23 protein-coding genes and 1 tRNA gene are annotated in these 22,665 nt (G+C 48.9%); 16 read left to right on the top strand and 8 right to left on the bottom strand.

Features of this window, described 5'->3' with window-relative positions; all coding sequences use genetic code 11:
• Positions 1–5 precede the first annotated feature (5 nt).
• On the bottom strand, positions 6–734 hold the full coding sequence (locus tag FFS57_RS14280) for a DUF3592 domain-containing protein (protein ID WP_137938486.1): 729 nt from the start codon (positions 732–734) through the stop codon (positions 6–8).
• 125 nt (positions 735–859) lie between these two features.
• Between FFS57_RS14280 and zigA the strand changes: the two genes are divergently transcribed.
• From zigA to hslU, 8 genes are all read left to right on the top strand, one after another.
• Positions 860–2,089, top strand: a complete 1,230-nt coding sequence (gene zigA / locus FFS57_RS14285) for a zinc metallochaperone GTPase ZigA (protein ID WP_137938487.1) — start codon at positions 860–862, stop codon at positions 2,087–2,089.
• A gap of 148 nt (positions 2,090–2,237) precedes the next feature.
• Complete coding sequence (locus FFS57_RS14290; protein WP_137938488.1) at positions 2,238–2,876, top strand: ABC transporter ATP-binding protein; 639 nt, start codon at positions 2,238–2,240, stop codon at positions 2,874–2,876.
• Positions 2,873–4,078 (top strand): ABC transporter permease, encoded by a 1,206-nt coding sequence (locus tag FFS57_RS14295; protein ID WP_137938489.1) that lies wholly within the window; start codon positions 2,873–2,875, stop codon positions 4,076–4,078. The genes FFS57_RS14290 and FFS57_RS14295 overlap by 4 nt, the downstream gene beginning before the upstream one ends.
• 93 nt (positions 4,079–4,171) lie before the next feature.
• Positions 4,172–4,435 (top strand): PepSY domain-containing protein, encoded by a 264-nt coding sequence (locus tag FFS57_RS14300; RefSeq protein WP_137938490.1) that lies wholly within the window; start codon positions 4,172–4,174, stop codon positions 4,433–4,435.
• Between the two features lie 78 nt (positions 4,436–4,513).
• Entirely contained in the window at positions 4,514–5,029 is a 516-nt protein-coding gene (locus tag FFS57_RS14305; RefSeq protein WP_171013952.1) for a DUF3299 domain-containing protein, read from the top strand.
• Positions 5,030–5,369: 340 nt separating this feature from the next.
• Entirely contained in the window at positions 5,370–6,551 is a 1,182-nt protein-coding gene (locus tag FFS57_RS14310; RefSeq protein WP_137938492.1) for an STAS domain-containing protein, read from the top strand.
• Between the two features lie 147 nt (positions 6,552–6,698).
• Positions 6,699–7,235: an ATP-dependent protease subunit HslV gene (gene hslV / locus FFS57_RS14315; RefSeq protein ID WP_137938493.1), complete on the top strand. Its 537-nt coding sequence runs from the start codon at positions 6,699–6,701 to the stop codon at positions 7,233–7,235.
• 48 nt (positions 7,236–7,283) lie between these two features.
• Positions 7,284–8,624 carry an ATP-dependent protease ATPase subunit HslU gene (hslU, locus tag FFS57_RS14320; protein WP_137938494.1) on the top strand — a complete coding sequence of 447 codons (1,341 nt, stop codon included), beginning with the start codon at positions 7,284–7,286 and terminating at the stop codon, positions 8,622–8,624.
• Between the two features lie 61 nt (positions 8,625–8,685).
• Here hslU and FFS57_RS14325 read toward each other — a convergent pair whose 3' ends face one another.
• On the bottom strand, positions 8,686–8,988 hold the full coding sequence (locus tag FFS57_RS14325) for an Mpo1-like protein (protein WP_137938495.1): 303 nt from the start codon (positions 8,986–8,988) through the stop codon (positions 8,686–8,688).
• 258 nt (positions 8,989–9,246) lie between these two features.
• On the opposite strand from FFS57_RS14325, the gene FFS57_RS14330 reads away from it, so the two are divergent.
• From FFS57_RS14330 to FFS57_RS14345, 4 genes are all read left to right on the top strand, one after another.
• Entirely contained in the window at positions 9,247–9,933 is a 687-nt protein-coding gene (locus tag FFS57_RS14330; RefSeq protein ID WP_137938496.1) for a hypothetical protein, read from the top strand.
• Between the two features lie 497 nt (positions 9,934–10,430).
• Positions 10,431–13,196, top strand: a complete 2,766-nt coding sequence (ppc, locus tag FFS57_RS14335; RefSeq protein WP_502705918.1) for a phosphoenolpyruvate carboxylase — start codon at positions 10,431–10,433, stop codon at positions 13,194–13,196.
• A 170-nt stretch (positions 13,197–13,366) separates the two neighbouring features.
• Positions 13,367–15,175, top strand: a complete 1,809-nt coding sequence (locus tag FFS57_RS14340; RefSeq protein ID WP_171013954.1) for a PAS-domain containing protein — start codon at positions 13,367–13,369, stop codon at positions 15,173–15,175.
• A 245-nt stretch (positions 15,176–15,420) separates the two neighbouring features.
• Entirely contained in the window at positions 15,421–15,858 is a 438-nt protein-coding gene (locus FFS57_RS14345) for a hypothetical protein (RefSeq protein WP_137938499.1), read from the top strand.
• 53 nt (positions 15,859–15,911) lie between these two features.
• Here the strand turns inward: FFS57_RS14345 and FFS57_RS14350 are convergent, their stop codons facing one another.
• The gene (locus FFS57_RS14350) at positions 15,912–16,574 is read right to left on the bottom strand and encodes a cyclic di-GMP-binding domain-containing protein, MshE-related (RefSeq protein ID WP_249384002.1); all 663 of its coding nucleotides are present in this window, start codon (positions 16,572–16,574) and stop codon (positions 15,912–15,914) included.
• A gap of 229 nt (positions 16,575–16,803) precedes the next feature.
• On the opposite strand from FFS57_RS14350, the gene FFS57_RS14355 reads away from it, so the two are divergent.
• Both FFS57_RS14355 and FFS57_RS14360 read left to right on the top strand, forming a co-directional pair.
• A tRNA-Met gene (locus FFS57_RS14355) sits at positions 16,804–16,880 on the top strand.
• Between the two features lie 243 nt (positions 16,881–17,123).
• On the top strand, positions 17,124–17,387 hold the full coding sequence (locus tag FFS57_RS14360; protein WP_137938501.1) for a hypothetical protein: 264 nt from the start codon (positions 17,124–17,126) through the stop codon (positions 17,385–17,387).
• A gap of 58 nt (positions 17,388–17,445) precedes the next feature.
• On the opposite strand, the gene FFS57_RS14365 is transcribed toward FFS57_RS14360, so the two are convergent.
• The 5 genes from FFS57_RS14365 to FFS57_RS14385 form a co-directional block, all read right to left on the bottom strand.
• Positions 17,446–17,874, bottom strand: coding sequence for an acyl-CoA thioesterase (locus FFS57_RS14365; protein WP_137938502.1), 429 nt, complete (start codon positions 17,872–17,874; stop codon positions 17,446–17,448).
• Positions 17,875–18,335: 461 nt separating this feature from the next.
• The gene (hemL, locus tag FFS57_RS14370) at positions 18,336–19,616 is read right to left on the bottom strand and encodes a glutamate-1-semialdehyde 2,1-aminomutase (RefSeq protein WP_137938503.1); all 1,281 of its coding nucleotides are present in this window, start codon (positions 19,614–19,616) and stop codon (positions 18,336–18,338) included.
• 28 nt (positions 19,617–19,644) lie between these two features.
• Entirely contained in the window at positions 19,645–20,061 is a 417-nt protein-coding gene (locus FFS57_RS14375; RefSeq protein WP_137938504.1) for a CopD family protein, read from the bottom strand.
• A 3-nt stretch (positions 20,062–20,064) separates the two neighbouring features.
• Complete coding sequence (locus FFS57_RS14380) at positions 20,065–20,883, bottom strand: M48 family metallopeptidase (protein WP_137938505.1); 819 nt, start codon at positions 20,881–20,883, stop codon at positions 20,065–20,067.
• Between the two features lie 66 nt (positions 20,884–20,949).
• Positions 20,950–21,114 carry a rubredoxin gene (locus FFS57_RS14385; RefSeq protein ID WP_137938506.1) on the bottom strand — a complete coding sequence of 55 codons (165 nt, stop codon included), beginning with the start codon at positions 21,112–21,114 and terminating at the stop codon, positions 20,950–20,952.
• A gap of 106 nt (positions 21,115–21,220) precedes the next feature.
• Here FFS57_RS14385 and thiD point away from each other — a divergent pair, with 106 nt between their 5' ends.
• On the top strand, positions 21,221–22,045 hold the full coding sequence (thiD, locus tag FFS57_RS14390) for a bifunctional hydroxymethylpyrimidine kinase/phosphomethylpyrimidine kinase (protein ID WP_137938528.1): 825 nt from the start codon (positions 21,221–21,223) through the stop codon (positions 22,043–22,045).
• The gene (thiE, locus tag FFS57_RS14395) at positions 22,035–22,658 is read left to right on the top strand and encodes a thiamine phosphate synthase (RefSeq protein WP_137938507.1); all 624 of its coding nucleotides are present in this window, start codon (positions 22,035–22,037) and stop codon (positions 22,656–22,658) included. Before thiD ends, thiE begins: the two co-directional genes overlap by 11 nt.
• The last annotated feature ends 7 nt before the right edge of the window (positions 22,659–22,665 follow it).

Raw genomic sequence — 22,665 nt, forward strand, 5'->3', positions numbered from 1 at the left:
TCATCTCAATTCGAACGGGGCCTCGCCGACGCTGTCGTCCCCGTTCGCTGTTGCAATCCCACCCGCACCCCATTCAACGCCAACGCCACTGGCACCAAGCACACGCCAGCCCAAATCGGGTGGCCATCGCGTATCAGTAAAACAACCAACACCAACCAAATTGGCCCTGTTGCCAGCAGACACAAAACCAACGGCCATAACACTACCTGAGGTGATGGTGCCTTACCTGGCCTAACTGGTGTGAATGCCGCCACCATCAGTACCACGCCACCGGCACCAAACATCAGGGCACCCAACATAGCGAATCCGACTTCATTCCAACGAATCGCTCGAATCACTACCGCCTCATCTGGTGCATTTGGGTTGATCCACGCGGTGATGGTATTGCCAACAGGGCCAATCTCACCCATGACTGCTTCACGCCAACCATCGTCCAAATCATCACGAACCAAGCTGAAGGTCAGCCGATGGCTGATCCGTTCCTGTTGCTGCCAGCGGTAACGAAAAGCACCTTCAATGCGATAAGTCGTCGACTCGCCAATTTTTTGTACGGCCGAGTTTCGTTCCGATACCGACAGTACCGTTGCAGGTACAGGTTGCCAAGCTAGTGACCGTAAGTGCTGCACCACCGGGTATAACGCTGCTATCAAGGCTGCCAATCCCAACATCACGAACGGTAGAGCAAACAGAACACCCGGCCAGTAATACCGACTGCTACGCTGCTTACCCATCATCAATCACCCTTCCACAATACTTGTTCAGCATAGCTTAGGCTGAGCGCCTTTCAATATGCAACAAGGTTGCATTTATGACGTATTGATTGGCATAATGCAACATAGTTGCAAATAAGAGGCACCTCATGTCATCTCCATCACGCTTGCCAGTTACGGTGTTATCCGGCTTTTTAGGCGCGGGCAAGACCACATTACTGAATCATGTGCTCAATAATCGGGAAGGCTTGCGAGTCGCAGTCATCGTCAATGACATGTCAGAGGTCAATATCGATGCTGCCCTTGTTCGCTCAGGTGGTGCGCAGTTGTCACGCACTGACGAACGTATGGTGGAAATGAGCAATGGCTGTATCTGCTGCACACTGCGGGAAGATCTGCTACTGGAGGTTCGCCAACTGGCCGAAGCAGGCTGTTTCGACTATCTATTGATCGAATCCACCGGCATTGCCGAGCCCATGCCCATAGCCGAAACATTTACCTTTCGCGACGAACGGAATATCAGCCTGTCAGACATTGCCAGACTTGACACCATGGTAACCGTAGTGGATGGCTGTCACTTTCTGCGCGATTACACCAGCCATGAGATGCTCACCGAACGGGGAGAAACATTGGATGACGGTGACGAGCGCAGTATCGTCGAACTGCTGATTGAGCAGGTGGAGTTCTGTGATGTACTGGTCGTCAACAAAACCGACCTCATCAATGACAACGAACGTGAACAGCTGACCGGCATCCTCCGCGCATTGAATCCCGACGCACGCATTGTACTCAGCCAATTCGGTCAGGTACCACTCGCTTCCATCCTGAATACCGGCAGTTTCGATTTCGATCGGGCAGCGCAGGCCCCGGGTTGGCTGAAGGAGCTGCACGGCGAACATGTACCAGAGACCGCAACCTATGGTATTCGCAGCTTTACCTTTAACAGCTGGCGACCATTTCATCCACAACGTTTTTGGCAAATGTTGCACCAGGAATGGGATGGACTGCTGCGCTCGAAGGGTTTCTTCTGGCTGGCTACCCGACCTGACATTGCCGGCAGCTGGTCACAGGCTGGTGGGGCAATGCGTTATGGTGCTGCTGGCCTTTGGTGGGCTGCCGTTGACCAAACCGACTGGCCCGACGATCCGGAGTATCTGTCGATGATTCAAGCCAGATGGCAAGCACCGTTTGGTGATCGCCGTCAGGAACTGGTATTCATCGGAATGGGTCTCAATGAATCAGCGATTCGCGCGCAACTGAACGCCTGTTTGTTGACTGATGGCGAAATGTCGCTTGGGGTCAACGGCTGGTCAGCTTTTCATGATCCGTTTCCAGTCTGGACAACCACCCCAAACGAAACTGAAATGGAAGCACGATAGACTGTAGCGTGCTGGTATTTATTCGCATGGATAAAACGGACATGTCTCAGTCTGGAAAACGACGATTGGGGCAGTTGCTTTGACCACACGTGACATCCTGTGCAATATCGCCAAACCAAATAACAGGTTTGATGAGGAGAAATACATTTTGCTCAGCATTCAACAACTCGAATTCACCTATTCAGGTGGGCATCCCATTCGTTTTCCCGATTGGCAGCTACAACAGGGTGAAATGGCACTCCTGCTTGGTCCTTCCGGTAGCGGAAAAAGCACATTGGTCGCAATGCTGGCTGGATTGCTGACCCCAACGGCTGGCTGCATCAGTATCGCAGGGCACATGCTGCAACAACTTCAGGGACACGCACTGGATCATTTTCGTGGACGCCATATCGGCTTCGTTCCACAACAGTTGCATCTACTCCCACTACTTTCTGTGAAGGAAAACCTTCGCTTGGCACAAACACTGGCGGGGCAGCCACGTGACGATAAGCGGATTGATCATGTGTTGGGTTCACTTGGCATTCAAAACCTGTCAGATCGCCGTCCGGGCGCACTCAGCCAAGGCCAGAAACAGCGTGCCGCCATCGCACGGGCAACAGTCAACACCCCCAAACTGCTACTTGCCGACGAGCCCACTGCCAACCTCGACGATATCGCCGCCGAAGCTGCATTGGAAGTACTGACCGTCGCGGCCCGTGATTGTCATGCCACCTTGATCATCGCCACCCATGATAGCCGAGTCAAACACCGTATCACCCAACAGCTGACTCTGGGAGGGATGCAATGAGCTTGCTTCATCTTGCTTGGCGCAATCTGATTGGACGACCGCTCACTACTATTCTCAATCTGTTGCTATTGGCGCTGGGCATCGGCACCATCAGTGCCATGCTATTGTTTGCCAGCCAGCTGGAACAACGTCTGCAAGCCGATGCATCGGGTATCGATCTGGTCGTGGGGGCTAAAGGTAGCCCGCTGCAGCTGATTCTGTCGAGCGTCTACCATGCAGATGTTCCCAGTGGCAACATTCCATTACGTGACGCCAGCCAGCTACGCAAGAATCCAATGGTCGCGAAAGCCATTCCGCTTGCGCTGGGCGATAGCTATCAAGGTATTCGTATTGTCGGTACTGAACCCGACTACCTTGACCTCTATGGTGCCAAGCTCGCACAAGGACGTGTCTGGAAAACGGCCATGGAAGTAGTGATTGGTGCAGATATCGCGGCCGAAACCGGACTAAAACTAGATCAGGAATTTGCCAGCTCCCATGGTTTATCGCCTGGCGGGGACTTGCACGATGACAACCCATTCCAGGTTGTGGGCGTCCTGCAAAAAACCGGAACAGTCATCGACAAGCTGATCCTTACCCCGGTGCAAAGTGTTTGGGATACTCACGAAGGTAGTAGCAGTCATACAACGGACAGCGATACCGATGACGAAGATGCAGGTAAAGAGATCACCTCACTACTGATTAAATACAAGAGCCCGATGGCAGCAGCCATGTTGCCCCGCATCGTCAACAGCCAAAGCAGCATGCAGGCTGCTGCACCTGCTATGGAATCTGCCCGCCTGTGGAGCTTGGTCGGTTTCGGACTGGATGCCTATCGTGCAAACGCTATTGTGCTCATCGTCGCCGCAACGTTGTCCGTATTTGTGGCGTTCTACAACACCTTGCGCGAGCGCAGTTATGACCTCGCAGTCATGCGCATGCTAGGGGCCGGGCGTCTTAGTCTGTTATGGGTCGTTTTACTGGAAGGCCTGTTGCTGGCAGGCCTGGCAGCCTTTGTAGGTCTAGGCTTAGGCCATGGCCTGACGGAAGGGCTGGCTAACTGGTTAGGCCCAGCCCACAGTCTGGGCTTAACTGGTCGAATTTGGCTGCCTGCAGAATGGCTGCTGATTGCTGGTGCTTTGAGTATTGGAGCCATTGCCGCAATTATCCCTGCTATTGCAGCTTACAGAACCGATGTTGCCAAGACCTTGACCGGCAGCTGATTGTTTACTTGTTGAAATGGTCTGTCAGATCAAAACATACCATTTCAACTTTTCCTTATTACCTTCATTTTCAACTCATTAGAGGAACCAATCATGAAAAAATGCATAATTGCTTTACTGCTCTCCACTCCAATACAATTGACTATAGCTGCCGACCACGACCACAGCCCCTGCACCAAAGAACCAGAGAAAAAATGGCAGCCTTTTTCAGTCGCCGCCAAAAAAGTAGAGGACATGGGCCATACCATCAAGGCCGCAGAAGTACATCACAAGTGTTACGAATTCCGTGGCAAATCCAAAGATGGCAAACGTTTTGAACTCTCTATCAATCCCGTCTCGCTGGAACCACACAAGTAATTCCATATGCATACCAGTCTTGTCCGCTTAAGGCCGAAGGCGTACTCTTGCACCAGCATTCACTTTGTCGAGGGGATCATGAAATCAACTGTCAAACCCATATTGGCCTCATTCTCATTGCTCACATCGATTGCCATGGCAGCACAACCTACGCCAGCATCTAGTCCAAGCACTGCGGGCGGCCATGCACCATTACCAGGTCAACCAACCAATCTTCAGCAGTTAAAGGAAATGGATGGCGTAATCAGCTGGAAAACGCTAGCCAAGATTGAGCAAAAACAGCAAGGTGACAAAGTGATCCCAGTTTTCGACAAACAGATCACCGATCTCAATAACAAGGTTGTGAAACTACAAGGATTCATGTTGCCACTTGACATGAATGAAAAACAATCCCACTTTATTCTCAGCTCCACACCACCAACCTGCGCTTACCACTTGCCTGGCGGACCGGATTCGATCATCGAAGTCAAAGCAACCAAACCCGTCAAGTTCACTTACGAGCCGATCATCATCACCGGTAAATTGACACTACTCAAAGATGACCCGATGGGAATGTTCTATCGTGTAGTAGAGGCATCCGCTAGCAGTAAATGACCAATGTCTGACACCGTGGTATACCAGAAGCGTGGCATGACAATTGTCACGAAATCTGCGTAATACTTGTTTCACATAGCGGGGCGATGGCCTGTTTTATGTTTTGTGGAAACAGAAAATGGCAAGCTAACATTGTTCAATCATGCATGATGCAAAAACAAAGCAACATGCAGGGCTGGGCGGCGCTGGCTTGATCGCGTACAATTCCGAATGAATAATCCGTTTATCTGATTAAATCGACAGTTGATCGGTGTGACGGAGTTGGGCTATATCTTGATAAGCGCATTCCGCGTACATCATGTTATCGCTGACGTAAAACCAACTTTTTGAGCGTCGCCACGTGGTATTTTCTTTCTTCAAGAAAAAAGACCAATCTGAAGAGCTGCCACAGCAGCCCACCTACAAACAACCAGCGGGCACTCAGCCGGCAGGTGAGAAGCCTATTGCCGACCCAGGCCCGGATACAATGGATGGCCATACGCTGGGTTCTGCCGTCATTGAGGTCAATGACAGTGGCGCAGATATCCAGCCAGAAGTGGAAGAAGCCGCCATTCTGTATGCCAACGAACAAACAGATACAGCCGTCGAGCTACTGTCGGACTATATCGAGACTCACCCGCAAGACCATAATGAGGAGCCTTGGCTGTTGTTGTTCGAGCTCTATCAGCAATGTGGTCTGCATACCGAATTTGACGAACTGGCCATCAAATATGTAGTTCGGTTCGAACGTAGTGCGCCAATCTGGCGTGAAGCTCAGGCCCCAACACCCATCAAGCCGGAAGCCAGTACACGCAGCAACTATGTGCCATTTTCAGGGCATACCGAAACGGGCAGTAATCGTATTACAGAGCTGCAAGGTCTGATTGGCAAAGGTGAGAAGATTCGTCTGGATTTCGGCAAGTTTGAATCCCTGGAAGCAGGTTCAGCCCAGGAACTCTTGCAAGCCCTTTTAGCCTGTCGCAAAGCCAAAATACTGGTACAAATGATAGGTGGCAACAAATTGACTGATTGGTTGCAAAACCAAATCGAGATGATGCGCAAAGTGGATGCAGAAATCCCTTATTGGTTGCTGTTGCTGGAAATGTATCTGGCACAGGGTCAACAGGAAACCTTCGAAAATCTGGCCGTTGATTACGCCGTCACCTACGAGGTCTCCCCACCGTCGTGGGAAAGTTCTGCACAACCCGCCATGACACTGGAAGAAGCTGAAGAAGAAGCTACTCTGGAACCAGTACAACAGCAAGCGGCCGACATTTTCTACATGCATGGTGCACTAACAGACCGGAATTCAGGTCAACTGCGTGAACTGACAGATTTTGCTGCCAATCACGCTCAAGTCTTGATTGATGCCACCAGCCTGTCTCGTGTGGATTTCATTTCGGCAGGCAATCTACTGAACACTCTGATGCCGATGGTGACCATTGGTAAGCCCGTCGTATTTGATCATGTCAATGCGCTGATATATGCACTATTCCGCATTATGGGTATCAACGATCTAGTAATGGTCCGCCGTCGCAAATAGTCTAGCCGGGGGCACGCGTGCCTCTGGTACCGCATTGATTGCGACTTTCCCCAGTTATTCGATACTTGGGGCTTGTAAAGCTCAAAACCCCCCCCATTTCCTGTTTATTCGCCCATCTTTTCAGGGCCTGAGTACAAGGAAAGCACCATGCAACAATTTGACGGCACCACGATCGTATCGGTACGCCGTGGCAATCAAGTCGCACTAGGGGGCGATGGCCAGGTCACCTTAGGCAACATTGTGATTAAAGCCACTGCACGCAAAGTACGCCGCCTGTATCAAGACAAAGTATTGGCAGGTTTTGCTGGCGGCACCGCTGATGCCTTCACGCTGTTCGAGCGTTTCGAAGCCAAACTGGAAAAACATCAAGGGCATTTAGTACGAAGTGCCGTCGAACTTGCCAAAGATTGGCGTACTGATCGCATGTTACGCCGACTTGAAGCAATGTTAATCGTTGCCGACCTGCAAAGCACACTCGTCATTACCGGTAATGGTGACGTATTGGAACCTGAGCACGGCATTGCTGCTATTGGCAGTGGCGGTGCATTTGCCCAAGCAGCTGCATTGGCATTGCACCAGAATACGGAATTGGCACCAGCCGATATCGTCAAAAAGTCGCTAACTATCGCAGGTGATATCTGCATCTACACCAATCACAATCACCTGATCGAAACGCTGGGTTAATTCCAACGCCAACAGTACAAGCGCCAATAATTGCACGGGAAATGCAGCATGACCCAAATGACTCCGCACGAAATCGTTCACGAACTTGATAAACACATCATTGGCCAGCAGGAAGCAAAAAAAGCCGTAGCAATTGCCTTGCGTAACCGCTGGCGCCGCCAGCAAGTGGCCGACCCACTACGTCAGGAAATCACGCCTAAGAACATTTTGATGATTGGGCCGACAGGTGTCGGTAAAACCGAGATTGCTCGTCGTTTGGCCAAGCTGGCCGATGCACCGTTCATCAAGGTGGAGGCCACCAAATTCACGGAAGTTGGTTATGTTGGCCGTGACGTAGACTCGATCGTCCGTGATCTGGTCGAAATTTCAATAAAACAGGCCCGTGAATCTGAGGCAAAGAAAGTTCGCCACCGTGCTGAAGACCTGGCTGAAGAACGTGTGTTGGACACTCTGCTCCCCCCGGCCAGACCATTTGGTTTTGGTGGTGAACAAGCAAGCGAGCCCACGGAAGATTCCACAACTCGCCAGAAATTCCGAAAGATGTTGCGTGAAGGCAAGTTGGACGATAAGGAAATCGAAATCGAAGTCGCGCAATCAGCCGCCAGCATGGAAATCTTTGCCCCTCCTGGCATGGAGGAGCTGACAAGCCAGATTCAAGGCATGTTCCAGAATATGGGCAACCAGCGCAAAAAAGCACGCAAATTGAAGATCCCCGAAGCTATGAAACTGTTGACCGACGAGGAAGCCCTGAAGTTGGTCAATGAAGAGGAAATCAAAACCCGCGCTGTGCAGAGTGTTGAGCAAAATGGCATCGTGTTCCTTGATGAAATCGATAAAATCACCAGCCGCAGCGAAGGGCAGGGCGGGGAAGTATCTCGTCAAGGTGTCCAACGTGACCTGCTGCCATTGGTAGAAGGCACCACCATCTCAACCAAATATGGCATGATCAAAACAGACCACATTTTATTCATAGCCAGTGGCGCGTTTCATCTGTCCAAGCCATCTGACCTTATTCCGGAATTGCAAGGTCGCTTCCCGATCCGGGTAGAACTCAATTCATTATCGGTCGACGATTTCAAACAGATCTTGACCAGTACCGATGCATGCCTGACCAAGCAGTACGAAGCATTACTGGCCACGGAAGGCGTGCAACTCAGCTTCACCGATGATGCGATTCACCGGCTGGCTGAAATCGCCTTCACCGTCAATGAAAAGACTGAAAACATTGGTGCACGACGCTTGTATACCGTCATTGAGAAGCTGCTGGAGCTAGTATCGTTCGAAGCAGGTAATCATATCAATGGCACTGTCAACATCGATGCCAAGTATGTAAACGAACGCTTGGGGGCACTCTCGCAAAGCGAAGATCTAGCGCGTTACGTATTGTAATTCCAGATTGATCTTCTGATTCCAAAAGGACAGCCAATGTCCTTTTGGCATTTTTGCCCAGTCAGAATGCGATTCTGCCTGTCAACATTTGCCAATACATTACCCAATCCCCCATGAAGCTGTATAACGGATGACCAAACGTTACCGGGCGATTCTTTTCAAATACAAAGTGGCCAATCCAGGCACAACCATAACCAGCAAACGGCGCTAGTAGCAGGCTCCACCAATCATTGTAAATGATGGCATAAAGCACGATCCCCAACACTAGGCTACTTCCAATGAAATGTAGCCGGCGACAAGCTGGGGTTTGATGTGCTTGCAGATAAACTGGGTAAAACTCGTTGAAATCACGAAACGAGGTCATAACACCCCCCCATCCCCAAATAGAGCTTTGCCAGAGATTGACAAAGATTGTCCGTTGCCAGCGCTATTTCACCCAGTTTGGTCTTGCTTCAACGACAGCTTGGGTATCGAAATCCCGCCAACCCACTATTGTTATAAGTAAAGCCGCAAATCGATTGAGTCGAGGAGTCCCAATGTCATCCGCGTTCAAGTACAATCGATGCCTATTGCATTTTACGGCTCGCGCGGTGTGAGCCACTTGCGCAGGTTAGAGCACCCAATGTCTTATAAGATTACCACGGCCTTAGTCCTGACAGTCGCGTTGCTGTCCGCATGTAGCACACCCGTTCCGCCAGCTTCCGTCACCATTGAGGAAAAACCACCGGAACCCATTCAACAAACGGCACCTCCAGCCAATGTGGGCCCGGGTAACATTCCAGTCGTCACCGCACGGGCAGTGAAGGCGCCACCAGCAACCGTGATGAAACAGTTACTGGGAAATCTGAGCGGAAATGCTACCTACAAGAACGTCAAACAAACCGCAGCAAACCGAATTTCTTTATCAGTACCGTTCCCTGATCCTTCCATCTATATCAATTGTGGCTTGATCGAGGTACCCGGTGCTGACGGCAATATCTTACGTTTTCCTGGAGCCAGTGCATCTCGCCAATATCAGCTGAATGTAAAAGGCCGGACTTATGATGTCACACGTAAACTGGCAGCCCGAGGCGATGCAATTGTCAGCCTGACGCCACGTGGCAATTCCACCACCACCGTATCGGTGAGAGTGACCTACCGTCTATCCCGTGAACAAGTCGCCACAGCACCGGATAGCGACCCAATCAAGGTTCGTGATTCATTGATCTTCAGATCAGGCCGCGGCGCCGCCTTTGTACGAGCACCCACACGCTGTGTGTCATCTGGCATGCTGGAAAAAGAGTTGCTTGATCTGACCAAACCAGGTTAAGCCTCCATTGCTCGTGTTATACGCAAGTTGCATGACATTCAGCGGGCTAATGTATGTTTAAAACTTTGTCCAGGTCATCTGGTTGTCATTTTGTGTTGGTAAATTTCGCGCCACGCTAAACACTGAACCTATCCCCATGCGCAATTGACCGTATGGGGATAGGTTCCAAACCCATGCGTGACCTTGGCCCGGGTAGGTCCGATACCCGGGCACCATCGCTCCCTTCTTCCTCCAATTCCAAAATTAATCAACACACCGTCTGCTGAAATATGGGTGTCAAAGTATACGTTGGCCCGATCAGGGGCAAATCAAATGCATATTCGGGTTGTTACTGATACAAGCCCTGAAAGGGGCTCTATAAAGTACGTAGTTAAACAATAAAATGCCGGAAAAACCGGCATATCTTTTCGAAAATTCCAAACAAAGGCCACCGGTTGTGCCACCCATTACAGTGGGGCAACACCAGCACGCGGCCAATTCACGATTAGGAGAGCGTGGTGCAACAAGTAGTACAGGACAATTCACAGGAAAAAGACGAGCCGCTACGGGACGATCTACGCTTATTGGGCCGCTTGTTAGGCGAAGTGTTGAAAGAACAAGAAGGTGATACCACTTTCGAGCGCATTGAAACTATCCGCCAAACTGCTGTCCGCTTTGTACACGAAGCAGATTCTCACGCCCGCGAACAACTGGAAACCACGCTCAACGACCTCAGTCACGAGAACACCATTGCACTGGTACGAGCCTTCAGCTATTTCTCACATCTATTCAACATTGCTGAAGACTTGCATCACAGTCGCCGTCGCCGCGCCCATCGACGTGCAGGGGCCGCGCCACAGGCAGGTTCTGTTATTGCAGCGTTGCAACGCTTGAAAGACCATGCTGTCACTGGTGCACAGTTGCAGGAACTGTTCAGCTACGCCTTGTTGTCACCGGTACTGACAGCCCATCCAACCGAGGTACAACGCAAATCAATTCTGGATTGCCACCGCGCCATCGCCAACTTGATGAATCGCCGTGCTCGCGCCGATTTCACACAAGAAGAACTGGCCGATGTCGAGAAAGGCCTTAAGCGTATCATCCTGACTTTGTGGCAATCGAGTGAAATCCGTTCATTCAAACTAACCGTCAAAGACGAAATCGAAAATGGACTCGCCTACTATCGATATACGTTTTTGCGGCAATTACCACGACTATATAACGATCTGGAAGATTGGATCAGCCGAGATTTCAATGACGGTAAACCATTTGAGCTACCTTCATTTTTCAGGATTGGATCGTGGATTGGCGGTGATCGAGATGGCAACCCATTTGTCGATGCTGACATGATGCTTCATGCGATGCGCCGTCACTCCGCCATCGTCATTGGCTTTTATCTGGAGCAACTTGGCAAACTCAACCACGAACTGAGCCAATCGTCCCGCTGGATCAATGCATCACCGGCTTTACTGGCTCTTGCGGCACAATCGCCAGAAAATGCCATCAGTCGTGCTGAAGAACCCTATCGTCGTGCATTGACCTACATCGAAGCACGGCTACACGCAACATCAGGCAAACTTTGCTTATTCCTGACATCGCCACCAGTCGCCACCCAACTATTGCCTTATACCAACAAAGACGAACTGGCTACAGATTTGGCAATCGTCGCCGAATCGCTGATCAGCCATGGTAGCAAATTGGTGGCTGATGGCCGCTTACGCCGTTTACATAGAGCCGTGGATGTTTTTGGCTTTCACTTGGCACCTCTGGATATGCGCCAACATTCTGGTATCCACGAAAGCGTCGTAGCAGAACTATTCGAACGTGCAGAGCTGGAAAACTATCATGATCTCGACGAAAACAGCCGGATTACGGCCCTATTGCGAGAATTAGCCAATCCACGCCTACTGCGTTCGCCATTTCAACCCTACAGCGAAGAAACCGCCAAAGAGCTGGCGATTGCCAGTATGGCCGCCCGTATTCATCAAGACTATGGTGCCGCAGCCATCCCCAATTATATTATCTCAAACTGCAGTGATGTCAGCGATATGCTCGAAGTGGCGTTGCTGTTGAAAGAGGTTGGCCTACTAGGCCATAACGACAAACTCGCCGTCAATATCATCCCGTTATTTGAAACCATTGGAGACCTACGTGCTTGTGGTAACGTCATGCAGCGCCTGTTTGCCATTCCGCAATGGAAGCAGTGGTTGGCATCGCGGCAAAATATTCAAGAAGTTATGTTGGGCTATTCAGACAGCAATAAGGATGGCGGCTATCTGACCTCCAACTGGGAACTGTATAAAGCTGAAATCACGCTCGTCGAACTGTTCAAAAAGGCAAATGTTCGTTTGCGCCTGTTTCACGGCCGCGGCGGATCAGTTGGCCGAGGTGGCGGCCCGAGCTACGAGGCCATCATTGCTCAGCCATTCGGCTCTGTCGCCGGTCAAATCCGTATTACTGAACAAGGTGAGGTCATCGCCTCCAAGTACACCAATCCGGAAATTGGTCGCCGCAATTTGGAAACGCTGGCAGCTGCCATGCTGGAAGCCAGCTTTGTTGATCACAACGATATCGGCAACGAAGCAGCCGCTTACTATCAGTTGATGGAACAGCTCTCACAATCCGCGTTCGAGACCTATCGCAGGCTGGTATATGGCAACCCGGAATTCATTACTTACTTTCAGGAGGCCACGGTCATCAATGAAATTGCCAAACTCAATATCGGCAGCCGCCCCGCCAAGCGGAAGGCTGGTGGCTCCATTGCCGATCTGCGAGCAATCCCCTGGGTATTCTCGTGGTCACAATGTCGCGTCATGCTGCCGGGCTGGTATGGCTTTGGCAGCGCAGTCAAAGCCTACCTTGATCAAGCCGGGGAGACCGGTTTAATCAAACTGCAGGCTATGCACAGCAATTGGCCCTTCCTGCAGACGGTACTTTCAAACATGGAAATGGTCCTAGCAAAAACCGATCTTGGTATTGCCTCCCGTTATGCTGAGCTTGTGGATGATCCGGCACTGGCCCAACGTATTTTTGGGCAAATCCGGGATGAATGGCAGCGATCGGTAGATATGGTGCTGGCAATCACCGGTAGTGGCGTATTGCTTGGTAACAACCATGTATTGGCTCGTAGTCTGAAAAATCGCCTTCCATACCTGGATCCACTCAATCATTTGCAGGTTGAACTATTGCGTCGTTTCCGGGCAGGTGAAGGCGGTGAAGACGTACAACATGGCATCCACCTTACCATTAATGGTATTGCGGCCGGCTTGCGAAACAGTGGCTGACAATCCGCTTGGATTCACTCATACCTTATACCGGTATGGGTCATATAATTACCCTGATTAGGCCCGCTTCATGCGGGCTTTTTTGCAGGACTACAAATACAGGGCTTCATGCAAAGGCTTGGTATGTCAGCTATGCTGAAACTCGATACCCTTTCAGCCACGAGGAATACATGGCGGTGCCCTCGCAAGCGCAGCCTGATGGCGCAACTGTCCATGCCCGTCCAGAGTCGGAAAAGGACAGCTCAGTCCCGCTACTTACCCTGGATGCCAGTGGCTTGGCATTGCTTGCGCTTATGGCAGAGCACCTGCCTTGTGGTTTGACCATTATCGATGCCAACATGCAAGTAGCAATTTGTAATCAGCGATGCAGACAGTTACTTGGCCTACCCAATTATCTATTTGACGGTGATATCCCTCCACATTTTGAGCAACTGATCCGTTTCAACGCTGAACGCGGTGAGTATGGCGACGGAGACCCAAACAAAATCGTTTCCGACTGGTTAACACTTGCCAATGAACAACGTGCTCATATTTTTGAGCGAAGTCGTCCCAATGGCATAAGACTTGAAATACGTGGTCTACCCTTGGCTGGAGGTGGATTTGTTTCAATCTACAATGATGTGACCCAGCACAATCTGGCCATTGAAGAATCCAAACGTTACGCTGCCTATTTACGCTCCGTGATTGAATCACTGCCTCAAGGAATCAGCGTCATTGATGAGCATCTCAATATGGTTCTGTGGAACAAAGCTTTTTTTGATGTATTGGCACTACCAGAAAGCTTGTCACACCCGGGTGTTACCTTTGAAGAGTTGCTCTGGATCAATGCCCAGCGTGGTGAATATGGCCCAGGAGACCCCGCTGTGCAGGTAGCGCAACGCATTAACTTGGCAATGCAGTTTCAACCCCACAAATTCAACCGAACTCGGCCAGATGGCACTGAGCTTGAAATTGTCGGCAAACCTATGGATGTCGATGGCCAAGTCGTAGGATTCATCAGTACTTACACAGATATCACCCCTTATAAACGCGCCGAAGCCGCTGTCAGACATGCCAATGCCTTGATGGAGGATGCCATTAGTTATTCCCCGACCTATATCTGGGAAATTGATGCAGACGGCTGCTTTGTGTTTATAAAGGGGGCAGAGAAGATACTGGGTTACCACGCCGAGGAAATGATTGGCAACAGGCTGGTTGATTTTCTAGCACCGGAACAGGGCGTGGAAAGTAATGCAGTACTGTCTGACATGAAGCGCAAAAAGGCTTACAAAAATGGCGAGTTACGCTACTTTCGTAAAGATGGCGGAACCGTCTGGGTCTCATCCAGTGCTCACCCTCTTTATGATGATATTGATCGATTCATCGGCTTTCGGGGAGTCGATGTTGATATTACAGAATTAACCCAAGCTCGATCAGAACTAGAACGCATGGCTTGGGAAGACCCTTTAACTCGGCTGGCAAATCGCTACCGTCTGCTGGATCGGTTTGAACTGGAAGTTGATCGTGCACATCGCCATCGCTCCAGTCTGAGTCTTCTGGTGGCAGACATAGATCATTTCAAATCCATCAACGATCAATTTGGTCATCTATTTGGCGATTATTGCCTGCGATTAGTTGCTGAGCGACTACAGCATAGCGTTCGTTCCGTTGATCTGGTTTCACGTTTTGGTGGCGAAGAATTTGTAATCTTACTGCCAGACACCGACCTGGCAGGCGCCACCAAACTGGCCGAACACCTTCGTCAAGTTGTCGAATTAACCCCTATAAAGCACGCCCAACTATCCCAAAGCACCGAAAACCTACGTATCACGATCAGCGTTGGCGTTGCCACAGCCTCATCTGATCAGGCAATTGAATTTGATGACCTGATGGGAGAGGCTGACGAAGGACTCTATCTGGCCAAGCGCCAGGGCCGCAATCGAGTCGAAAGTCGTGTGACTGGATCCCACTCCAATTCGAATCAAACCCCCACAATATAGTTAAATCCGTATATATAATAATAAAACCACGAGAAGATTACCGCTTTTTAGGGTATGATTCTTTGCTTCATTCTCCAAAATGTAGGCTTCGCCCGGTGCCATGCACTCAAGCGGAAAGTGTGTTGTGAATGCGCAAGACTGATAGAATCAATCGTTTTTTACCTTTGCCACTAGGCAAAGGTGATCGAGTATCCAAATTCTCGAAAAAATGCATGCATTGTGGCCACCTTGTAACAGCAGAGCACATGCATGGCATTGCCACTTCCGTCAAAACGCAAATTGCTTTGGCGGCTCAGGCAGAATGTCCGGCATGTCGTCGTCAATTCCAAGTTACATGCATCATTACTGAAGACAAACGCGTATTGCGGGTGATGCTGCCATTGTGGTTGTTCCGCGCATACTTACAATTGATTGCAAAGCCAGGTCAAACACTCCCCCCAATTCCGGATGAACCGGAAAGACCTAGCAGCTTGTCACTGGATACCATCGAAGATAAAGCCGTCGATACGCTACTAGGAACTTATCAAGGAAAACCGATCTATGCCTGGATAAAAAATGGTAACGACTACTATGACTTTGAACGGGTCTTTGCTGGTATTGGTCAGGAAAAAATCGATGGTAATGAACTATTAGTGGAAACCTGCCTGATCTATCGTCGCCGATTGAACATGCCCACCCAGTAACTCGCCTACGCACCAAAAAGTGAACCATACGGTCCGCATTTTGGTGTAGTTCGTTACCTACTCACAGGTAAAATCGTGATCGAACTACCACGTAGATCGATCCCCTTAATTTCAATGCTCCCCATACTTGGCCCGGTCGAACCAGCAACCCGGATATGGTTAAAGCTTAACTCGCCAATCGTACTGGGTAGTTTTAGCGTTAGCGACCCATCTTTATTCAAGGTTGCTCTAGCACCATCCACATCATAGACCACATCTTTCAATCGTGTTTCCACATCAAGATATTGGAGTGCTGGATTCATGAGTTTTGCTAATTCTTTAGCAACTTCTAGACCATCTCCACTCTCAACTTTCAATGCCAATTGCCTCAAGCGGTCGTCAGCAAAACCCTGACCAATGACTTCACGTAGTGCTTGTTCATCAAGCGGTTTCATTCCTGACTGTTGGCGTGATGATGTAGCACTAACAGGACCTTGTATCGGTGAATACGACACCGCCATTGCTTGTAATGGGCCGAGGAGAGTGGTTGCCACAGCTACGGCTAGTCGCAAATTGCGTTGTCGACGTAGCGCCCCCTGAAGTTGCCGCTGACTGACCAAATTCCATTCTTGCAGAATCTCGCCCAGCTTTTTACCCGTTGACCGTTGATGATCTATTGCAAGTGATAACTGAGTTTCGGAAACCAAACCCTTGTTGATCAGTACCTGGCCCAACATCGACCGTTGATGACTTCGAGAATGGGGATTCATATGATGGATTATTGATCTTTAATATTCTCTGAATATAGCGAAGGACTTACCAGCGACAAGATAAAAATTATTTATTAAACAATATGTTATGATAGAAATTCATTTTCCATGTTGGAAGTAGTCCCATTATTTTATGGGAAATATAAGAAATCTATTGACGTACCATTTCCCATACTATAATATGCACTTCTTCAGACGCGGGATGGAGCAGTCTGGCAGCTCGTCGGGCTCATAACCCGAAGGTCGCAGGTTCAAATCCTGCTCCCGCAACCAAGTTTCAACACAAAGGCCGACAAGTTCGGCCTTTGTCGTTTTCAGCTCATAATCCAATACGAAAACTTCGTTCTCGTTCAGCTTATGTTATGTTTTGCTCGTGTATTGTCTTCCATTTCGGACAATGACATTATCCTCAATGTCATTGAAATCACACCTCTATGCTGTTTCTAGGTTCAAACTATACCTTGTAAATAACAGCACGGCATTACACAACAATAATGGAACGCCTTCGGAGTTATCATGACCAAACCCCTAGCCATTACAATCACCTCACTTGCTTGTGCCTTGGTATTTGCTATTTCGTTTAATCCATCTGCCGAACGTCATCGCTTCCGTATCAAAGAATCCGTGGCTGACCGGAATCAGCTGGCAGGTCTATTGGGCTTGGGGGCATTGACTGCTGCAGTATCCACGTACCATTCACTAGGAGTAGGGTCATATATGGTAATTCAAGACAAAACCGTATCAGTCGGAGCCTTCGGACTGGTCTATGTCATACAATAAAAAACAGGGGTATGACATTTACCCCTGTTTGTAGACGAAGCTGCGGGTTACCTACAGCTCAAGAGCCAGTCTCTCCTGACAATAAATAAGGCTTCATAGTTGCCAGCAACTCGCCTTCAATGGCAATGGCTTTGTCTTGCTTGCCATCATAAAGCACAAACGTTACTTCTGCATCAGACACCACAGTTGCGTCATCTTTCAAACGGATGACTTGCGAGACAACACCATTGCGACGATTCAAGGCTTTGATACCCGTTTCAATCTCAAGCGTCTCATTCAATAAAGCAGAACGGCGATAGTTGATATTGATGTTGACGATAACAAATGCCAAATCATGTTCCATCAACTTGGCTAGTGCGCCATTCTCTTCAAAATAGCCCCAACGGGCTTCTTCCAAAAATTCCAGGTAACGGGCATTGTTAACATGGCCATATACATCGAGATGGTAGCCTCGTACTCGAATGTGAGTGAAATGTGGATTAGTCATAACAACGAAAAGTTAAACTTTAATTGAAATAGTCTCAGCGTAGTCGCTGCGGCGGCGTCCACCTTTGCGACGCTCCAAGTTAGATCGTGTACTGAACAATCCCCCTTCTTGTGAATTTCGTCGATCCCTGCCTTGACGACGATCCACATTGGCACGACGTTCATTCAGTGGCCACGTTGTATCCTTGGGTTTGGCAGGGACCGGGCCAAAATTGTAGTGAGACGTTGCCTGTGGCAGTTGTTCATCCAGGCTCCCAACACTATTGACAGATTGGGGCTTGCCTGGAGAAGTGAGCAATCTATTGAATAGAACTCTTTCCGTACGCATGTTGCAGTGTCATAAAATCACATAAGTCATTGCAATAATTATCGGAAAATCGATCAAAAACTTTAATAAATACGGAGAAAGGCATAGATTTGGCTGTATAGCAACAGCCATGACCATGCCAAAGCCATATCAAATTACCATTTGCTGAAAACAGTTTTCGCAGCAAGGATGGTTTGTTTGATGTCCTGTTCGGTATGTGCAGCAGAAACAAAACCAGCTTCAAATGCAGAAGGGGCAAAATAGATGCCCTGATCAAGCATGGCGTGGAAGAAACGGTTGAAAGCAGATTTATCGCACTGCATGATTTCTGCATAGCTGCTCGGACAACGTGTTGAGAAATACACGCCAAACATCCCACCAACTGCTTGGGCAGACAATGTAATACCGGCAGTATTTGCTTCTGCAAGTAAACCATTCACCAATATCTGCGTTGATTTGTTCAACTGTTCAAAAAATCCTGGCGCTGTCACTTTCTTGAGTGTGGTAAGACCTGCTGCAACCGCAATTGGATTACCAGATAATGTACCTGCTTGATAAACCGGCCCTAATGGTGCAATTTTACTCATGATGTCAGCCCGACCACCAAACGCAGCCAACGGCATACCACCACCAACAACCTTACCCAAGGTTGTCAGATCCGGCTGAATACCGAACAAACCCTGTGCACATTGCGGGCCCACTCGAAAGCCTGTCATGACCTCATCGAAGATCAACACACTTCCATAATCGCTACAAAGACGCCGTAAAGTACTCAGAAACGCTTCGCTAGGCTTGATGAGGTTCATGTTACCAGCCACAGGCTCCAGAATCACCGCGGCGATTTCTGAGCCAATTTCAGCGAACATGCATTCCAGTTGCTCAACATCGTTGTAGCCTAGTACCAGTGTGTCTGCAGCCACGGCTGCGGGTACACCGGCGGAACTTGGATTACCAAATGTCAACAGCCCAGATCCTGCCTTGACCAAAAGGGAATCTGCGTGGCCATGATAACAACCTTCAAATTTGATAAATTTGTCACGCCCTGTAAACCCACGTGCCAAACGAATAGCACTCATCGTGGCCTCAGTACCAGAACTTACTAGGCGTACCTGTTCCATACTGGGTAATAGTTTACATAGAAGGTCAGCCATCTCAACTTCGGCTTCGGTGGGTGCTCCGAATGAAAGGCCATGGTCTGCAGCTTGTTTAACCGCGGCAATCACATCAGAATCAGCATGGCCCAATATCGCAGGTCCCCAAGACCCTACATAATCGATATATCGTTTTCCATCTGCATCCCATAGATACGCACCTTTGCCTTCCCGGAAAAACCGTGGTGTTCCGCCAACAGAACCAAAAGCACGGACGGGTGAATTCACCCCACCCGGAATATGTGCTTGTGCACGTTGAAACAGTACTTCGTTATTTGATGTCATGGTATTTACCTTGATGACAGCTTCACTGTCAGAACGGTTTGACGACGACTAGAAATACAACAACAAACATCGTCAACGTTGGAATTTCATTGAAAAGTCGATACCACTTGTGGCTACGTGAATTGATGCCTGTAGCAAAATCTTTGACCAGTTTGCCGCAATAGCCATGAAACACAACCAAGCCCAGCACTAGCAGCAATTTGGCATGTAACCATCCTCCAGTTACCCCATATCCCAGCCATAGCCAAATACCAAACCCTATTGCAAGTACACCAAGCAAGGTCATGAAACGGTAGAGTTTCCGTTCCATCAGACTTAATTGAGTCTGTGTAGTGGCATCAGTCACCATCGCATGGTTGACAAAGAGTCTAGGTAAATAGAACAACCCGGCAAACCAGCTTATGACGAAAATAATGTGGAGGGTTTTCAGGTAAAGGTAACCCATTACTCAAGGTTTCCTAGCTGATTCATACAATGGCATAACCAGTGGGATTTTGTCTTCAAGATCATGAATACGCGAACCATGTGATGGGTGAGTTGACATCCATTGAGGTGGTTGGCCTTCGCTGGCCGCAGTCATTTTCTTCCATACAGATATTGCTGCATTTGGATCATAACCGGCTCTGGCAGCTAGTTCCAGACCGATTCGATCTGCTTCTGTTTCATTTTCACGACTATTTGGCAATTGCCATGCCACTGTAACAGCAGAGTTAGCAAGGCGCAGGGCCTGATCGCTTACTTTGCCAGTCAACGCAACTACGCTCAAACCCAATTGTTGAGCATAAACACGAGACATGGCTTCACGGCCATGTTCACGTAATGCATGTGCCATTTCGTGACCCATGATGGCGGCAATCTCATCGTTGGTCAGTTTCAGTCGATTTATCAATCCGCTGTAGAACATGATCTTACCGCCAGGTGCACAGTAGGCATTGAGTTCATCTGAGTTTTCCAGATTAACCTCCCAATCCCACTTTATGGCATCTGGTCGAAATTCACCTGTTTGTGGAATCAACCGGTTAGCAATGGTACGTAGTCGTTCAAGCGCTTTAGGATCGACGTTGAGTTTGCCTTTTTGTCTGGCTGCATTGACTTCGGCAGCATATTGCTTAGCCGCCATCTGGTTGGCTTGGCTCTGGCTGATCGCCATGAACATACTTTGTTTACGTTCCACACCTACCACACCACCCCGTGTGGTTTGTACGGTTTCGCACCCACTGATGAACAACAGACCTGCCATCACGGCAACATTCAATAACTGTCGCATCGATCACATCCTGATTATCAATCCCGGCTGGCAATTGGAACCATTTTGGTCCATTGCAGTTCCCGTTTACAGTTGTACCATTTCGAAATCTTCTTTTCTTGCACCGCAATCCGGACAGGTCCAGTTCATTGGAACATCATTCCAACATGTTCCGGGAGCAATTCCGTCCTCTGGGCGGCCTTCAGTTTCGTCATAAATAAATCCACAAATCAGACACATATAGCGTTTCATGCGAGTTTCCATGATTCGGTTACAATGAAATCATGTGCTGCCGCCACTTTCCGGCGCACGTTCGAAAAAATCCTATTCTAACGCAATTCAGAAAGCCTCTCTTTTCATGCATGCAAATCCGCTTCCCATCGTCTTGACCTTTGCAGCTACAGATCCTTCCAGTGGCGCAGGTTTACAAGCTGACATACTGACGTTGGCCAGCCTGGGCTGCCATCCCCTGTCTGTCGTAACAGGTATTACGGTGCAAGACAGTGCTGGTGTTGATGACCTTCAGGCAATGGATCCCGAATTGGTTGTTGATCAAGCTCGGTTTATTCTTGAAGACATGCAAGTCGCCGCTTTTAAGGTAGGTGTGATCGGTAGTACTGAGAACGTTGCAGCTATTGCAGAAATTGCTGCCGACTATCCTGATATTCCGTTAATTCTGGACCCAGTCTTGGCTTCAGGAGCAGGAGATGAGTTTGCTACCGACGATCTGATTGCGGCAATGCGTGAGTTGTTGATTCCACATACGATGTTGATTACGCCAAATAGTATTGAAGCCCGTCGTTTGGCTGAAGATGAAGCCGATGAGGAATTATTGCTTGAGGAATGTGCCAAGCGTATTCGCAGTATGGGGTGTGAGTATGTATTGATTACAGGTACTCATGAAAATCTACCTAACGTTATCAACACCTTATATAACCGTGGTGGTAAGGTTCGTGCTGATAGCTGGGCTCGTTTACCAGGTAGTTATCACGGTTCTGGTTGTACTTTAGCATCAGCAATTGCGGGATTGATCGCAACAGGATTGGATGTGCCTGAGGCAGTGAAAGAAGCGCAGGAATATACTTGGCAAACGTTAAAGAATGCCATTCGACCTGGTATGGGTCAGTACATTCCTGATCGTTTGTTTTGGGCACGAGCAGGTGAGCGTAGTGATGAAAGCTAGTATTAATGGGCTTTATGCCATTACACCGGATACATCTGATACAGAAATGTTGTTGATGAAGTGTCGTCAAGCTTTATCCGGTGGTACTTCTGTTCTTCAATATCGTAACAAGCTTGTTGATGTTGACTTGCGCCTGATCCAGGCAAGAGCTTTGCAAACGATGTGCCAAGATTACAATATCCCTTTGATTATTAATGATGATATTGAACTTGCGTATGAAGTAGGTGCGGCCGGGGTACATCTTGGTAAAGATGATGCCACGATTGTCGTAGCAAGAGTGAAGTTGGGTACAGCCGCAATTATTGGTGTGTCTTGCTATGATCAATTGAAACTTGCTGAATCTGCCGTCAAGCAGGGAGCGGACTATGTAGCGTTTGGTTCGCTTTTTCCATCAAGTACCAAACCCAATACCGTTTGTGCATCATTAGCGTTGTTTGAGGCGACTGCCAAGTTAGGCATACCTAGGGTTGCCATAGGCGGAATTGATTTGAACAATGGTCGGCAAGTTGTTACAGCGGGTACAGATGCAATTGCCGTCATTTCTGCTTTGTTTGACGCAGCTGATATCAGATCAGCTGCGATGTCTTTTTCTGCTTTATTTTCTAAATCTTAGGATTTAA

Origin of the sequence: Chitinivorax sp. B, assembly GCF_005503445.1 — a bacterium.
Classification (GTDB): Bacteria; Pseudomonadota; Gammaproteobacteria; order Burkholderiales; family SCOH01; genus Chitinivorax.

Excerpts from the sequence above, each read along its gene's own strand:
- FFS57_RS14345 (WP_137938499.1), top strand. The coding sequence starts at position 15,421 with ATGCATGGCATTGCCACTTCCGTCAAAACGCAAATTGCTTTGGCGGCT.
- FFS57_RS14305 (WP_171013952.1), top strand. The coding sequence starts at position 4,514 with ATGAAATCAACTGTCAAACCCATATTGGCCTCATTCTCATTGCTCACA.
- FFS57_RS14380 (WP_137938505.1), bottom strand. The coding sequence starts at position 20,883 with ATGCGACAGTTATTGAATGTTGCCGTGATGGCAGGTCTGTTGTTCATC.
- thiD (WP_137938528.1), top strand. The coding sequence starts at position 21,221 with ATGCATGCAAATCCGCTTCCCATCGTCTTGACCTTTGCAGCTACAGAT.
- FFS57_RS14365 (WP_137938502.1), bottom strand. The coding sequence starts at position 17,874 with ATGACTAATCCACATTTCACTCACATTCGAGTACGAGGCTACCATCTC.
- FFS57_RS14280 (WP_137938486.1), bottom strand. The coding sequence starts at position 734 with ATGATGGGTAAGCAGCGTAGCAGTCGGTATTACTGGCCGGGTGTTCTG.
- hslU (WP_137938494.1), top strand. The coding sequence starts at position 7,284 with ATGACCCAAATGACTCCGCACGAAATCGTTCACGAACTTGATAAACAC.
- FFS57_RS14300 (WP_137938490.1), top strand. The coding sequence starts at position 4,172 with ATGAAAAAATGCATAATTGCTTTACTGCTCTCCACTCCAATACAATTG.
- FFS57_RS14360 (WP_137938501.1), top strand. The coding sequence starts at position 17,124 with ATGACCAAACCCCTAGCCATTACAATCACCTCACTTGCTTGTGCCTTG.
- FFS57_RS14325 (WP_137938495.1), bottom strand. The coding sequence starts at position 8,988 with ATGACCTCGTTTCGTGATTTCAACGAGTTTTACCCAGTTTATCTGCAA.
- FFS57_RS14340 (WP_171013954.1), top strand. The coding sequence starts at position 13,367 with ATGGCGGTGCCCTCGCAAGCGCAGCCTGATGGCGCAACTGTCCATGCC.
- FFS57_RS14350 (WP_249384002.1), bottom strand. The coding sequence starts at position 16,574 with ATGTTGGGCCAGGTACTGATCAACAAGGGTTTGGTTTCCGAAACTCAG.
- thiE (WP_137938507.1), top strand. The coding sequence starts at position 22,035 with ATGAAAGCTAGTATTAATGGGCTTTATGCCATTACACCGGATACATCT.
- FFS57_RS14375 (WP_137938504.1), bottom strand. The coding sequence starts at position 20,061 with ATGGGTTACCTTTACCTGAAAACCCTCCACATTATTTTCGTCATAAGC.
- hslV (WP_137938493.1), top strand. The coding sequence starts at position 6,699 with ATGCAACAATTTGACGGCACCACGATCGTATCGGTACGCCGTGGCAAT.
- FFS57_RS14330 (WP_137938496.1), top strand. The coding sequence starts at position 9,247 with ATGTCTTATAAGATTACCACGGCCTTAGTCCTGACAGTCGCGTTGCTG.
- FFS57_RS14295 (WP_137938489.1), top strand. The coding sequence starts at position 2,873 with ATGAGCTTGCTTCATCTTGCTTGGCGCAATCTGATTGGACGACCGCTC.
- hemL (WP_137938503.1), bottom strand. The coding sequence starts at position 19,616 with ATGACATCAAATAACGAAGTACTGTTTCAACGTGCACAAGCACATATT.
- zigA (WP_137938487.1), top strand. The coding sequence starts at position 860 with ATGTCATCTCCATCACGCTTGCCAGTTACGGTGTTATCCGGCTTTTTA.
- FFS57_RS14385 (WP_137938506.1), bottom strand. The coding sequence starts at position 21,114 with ATGAAACGCTATATGTGTCTGATTTGTGGATTTATTTATGACGAAACT.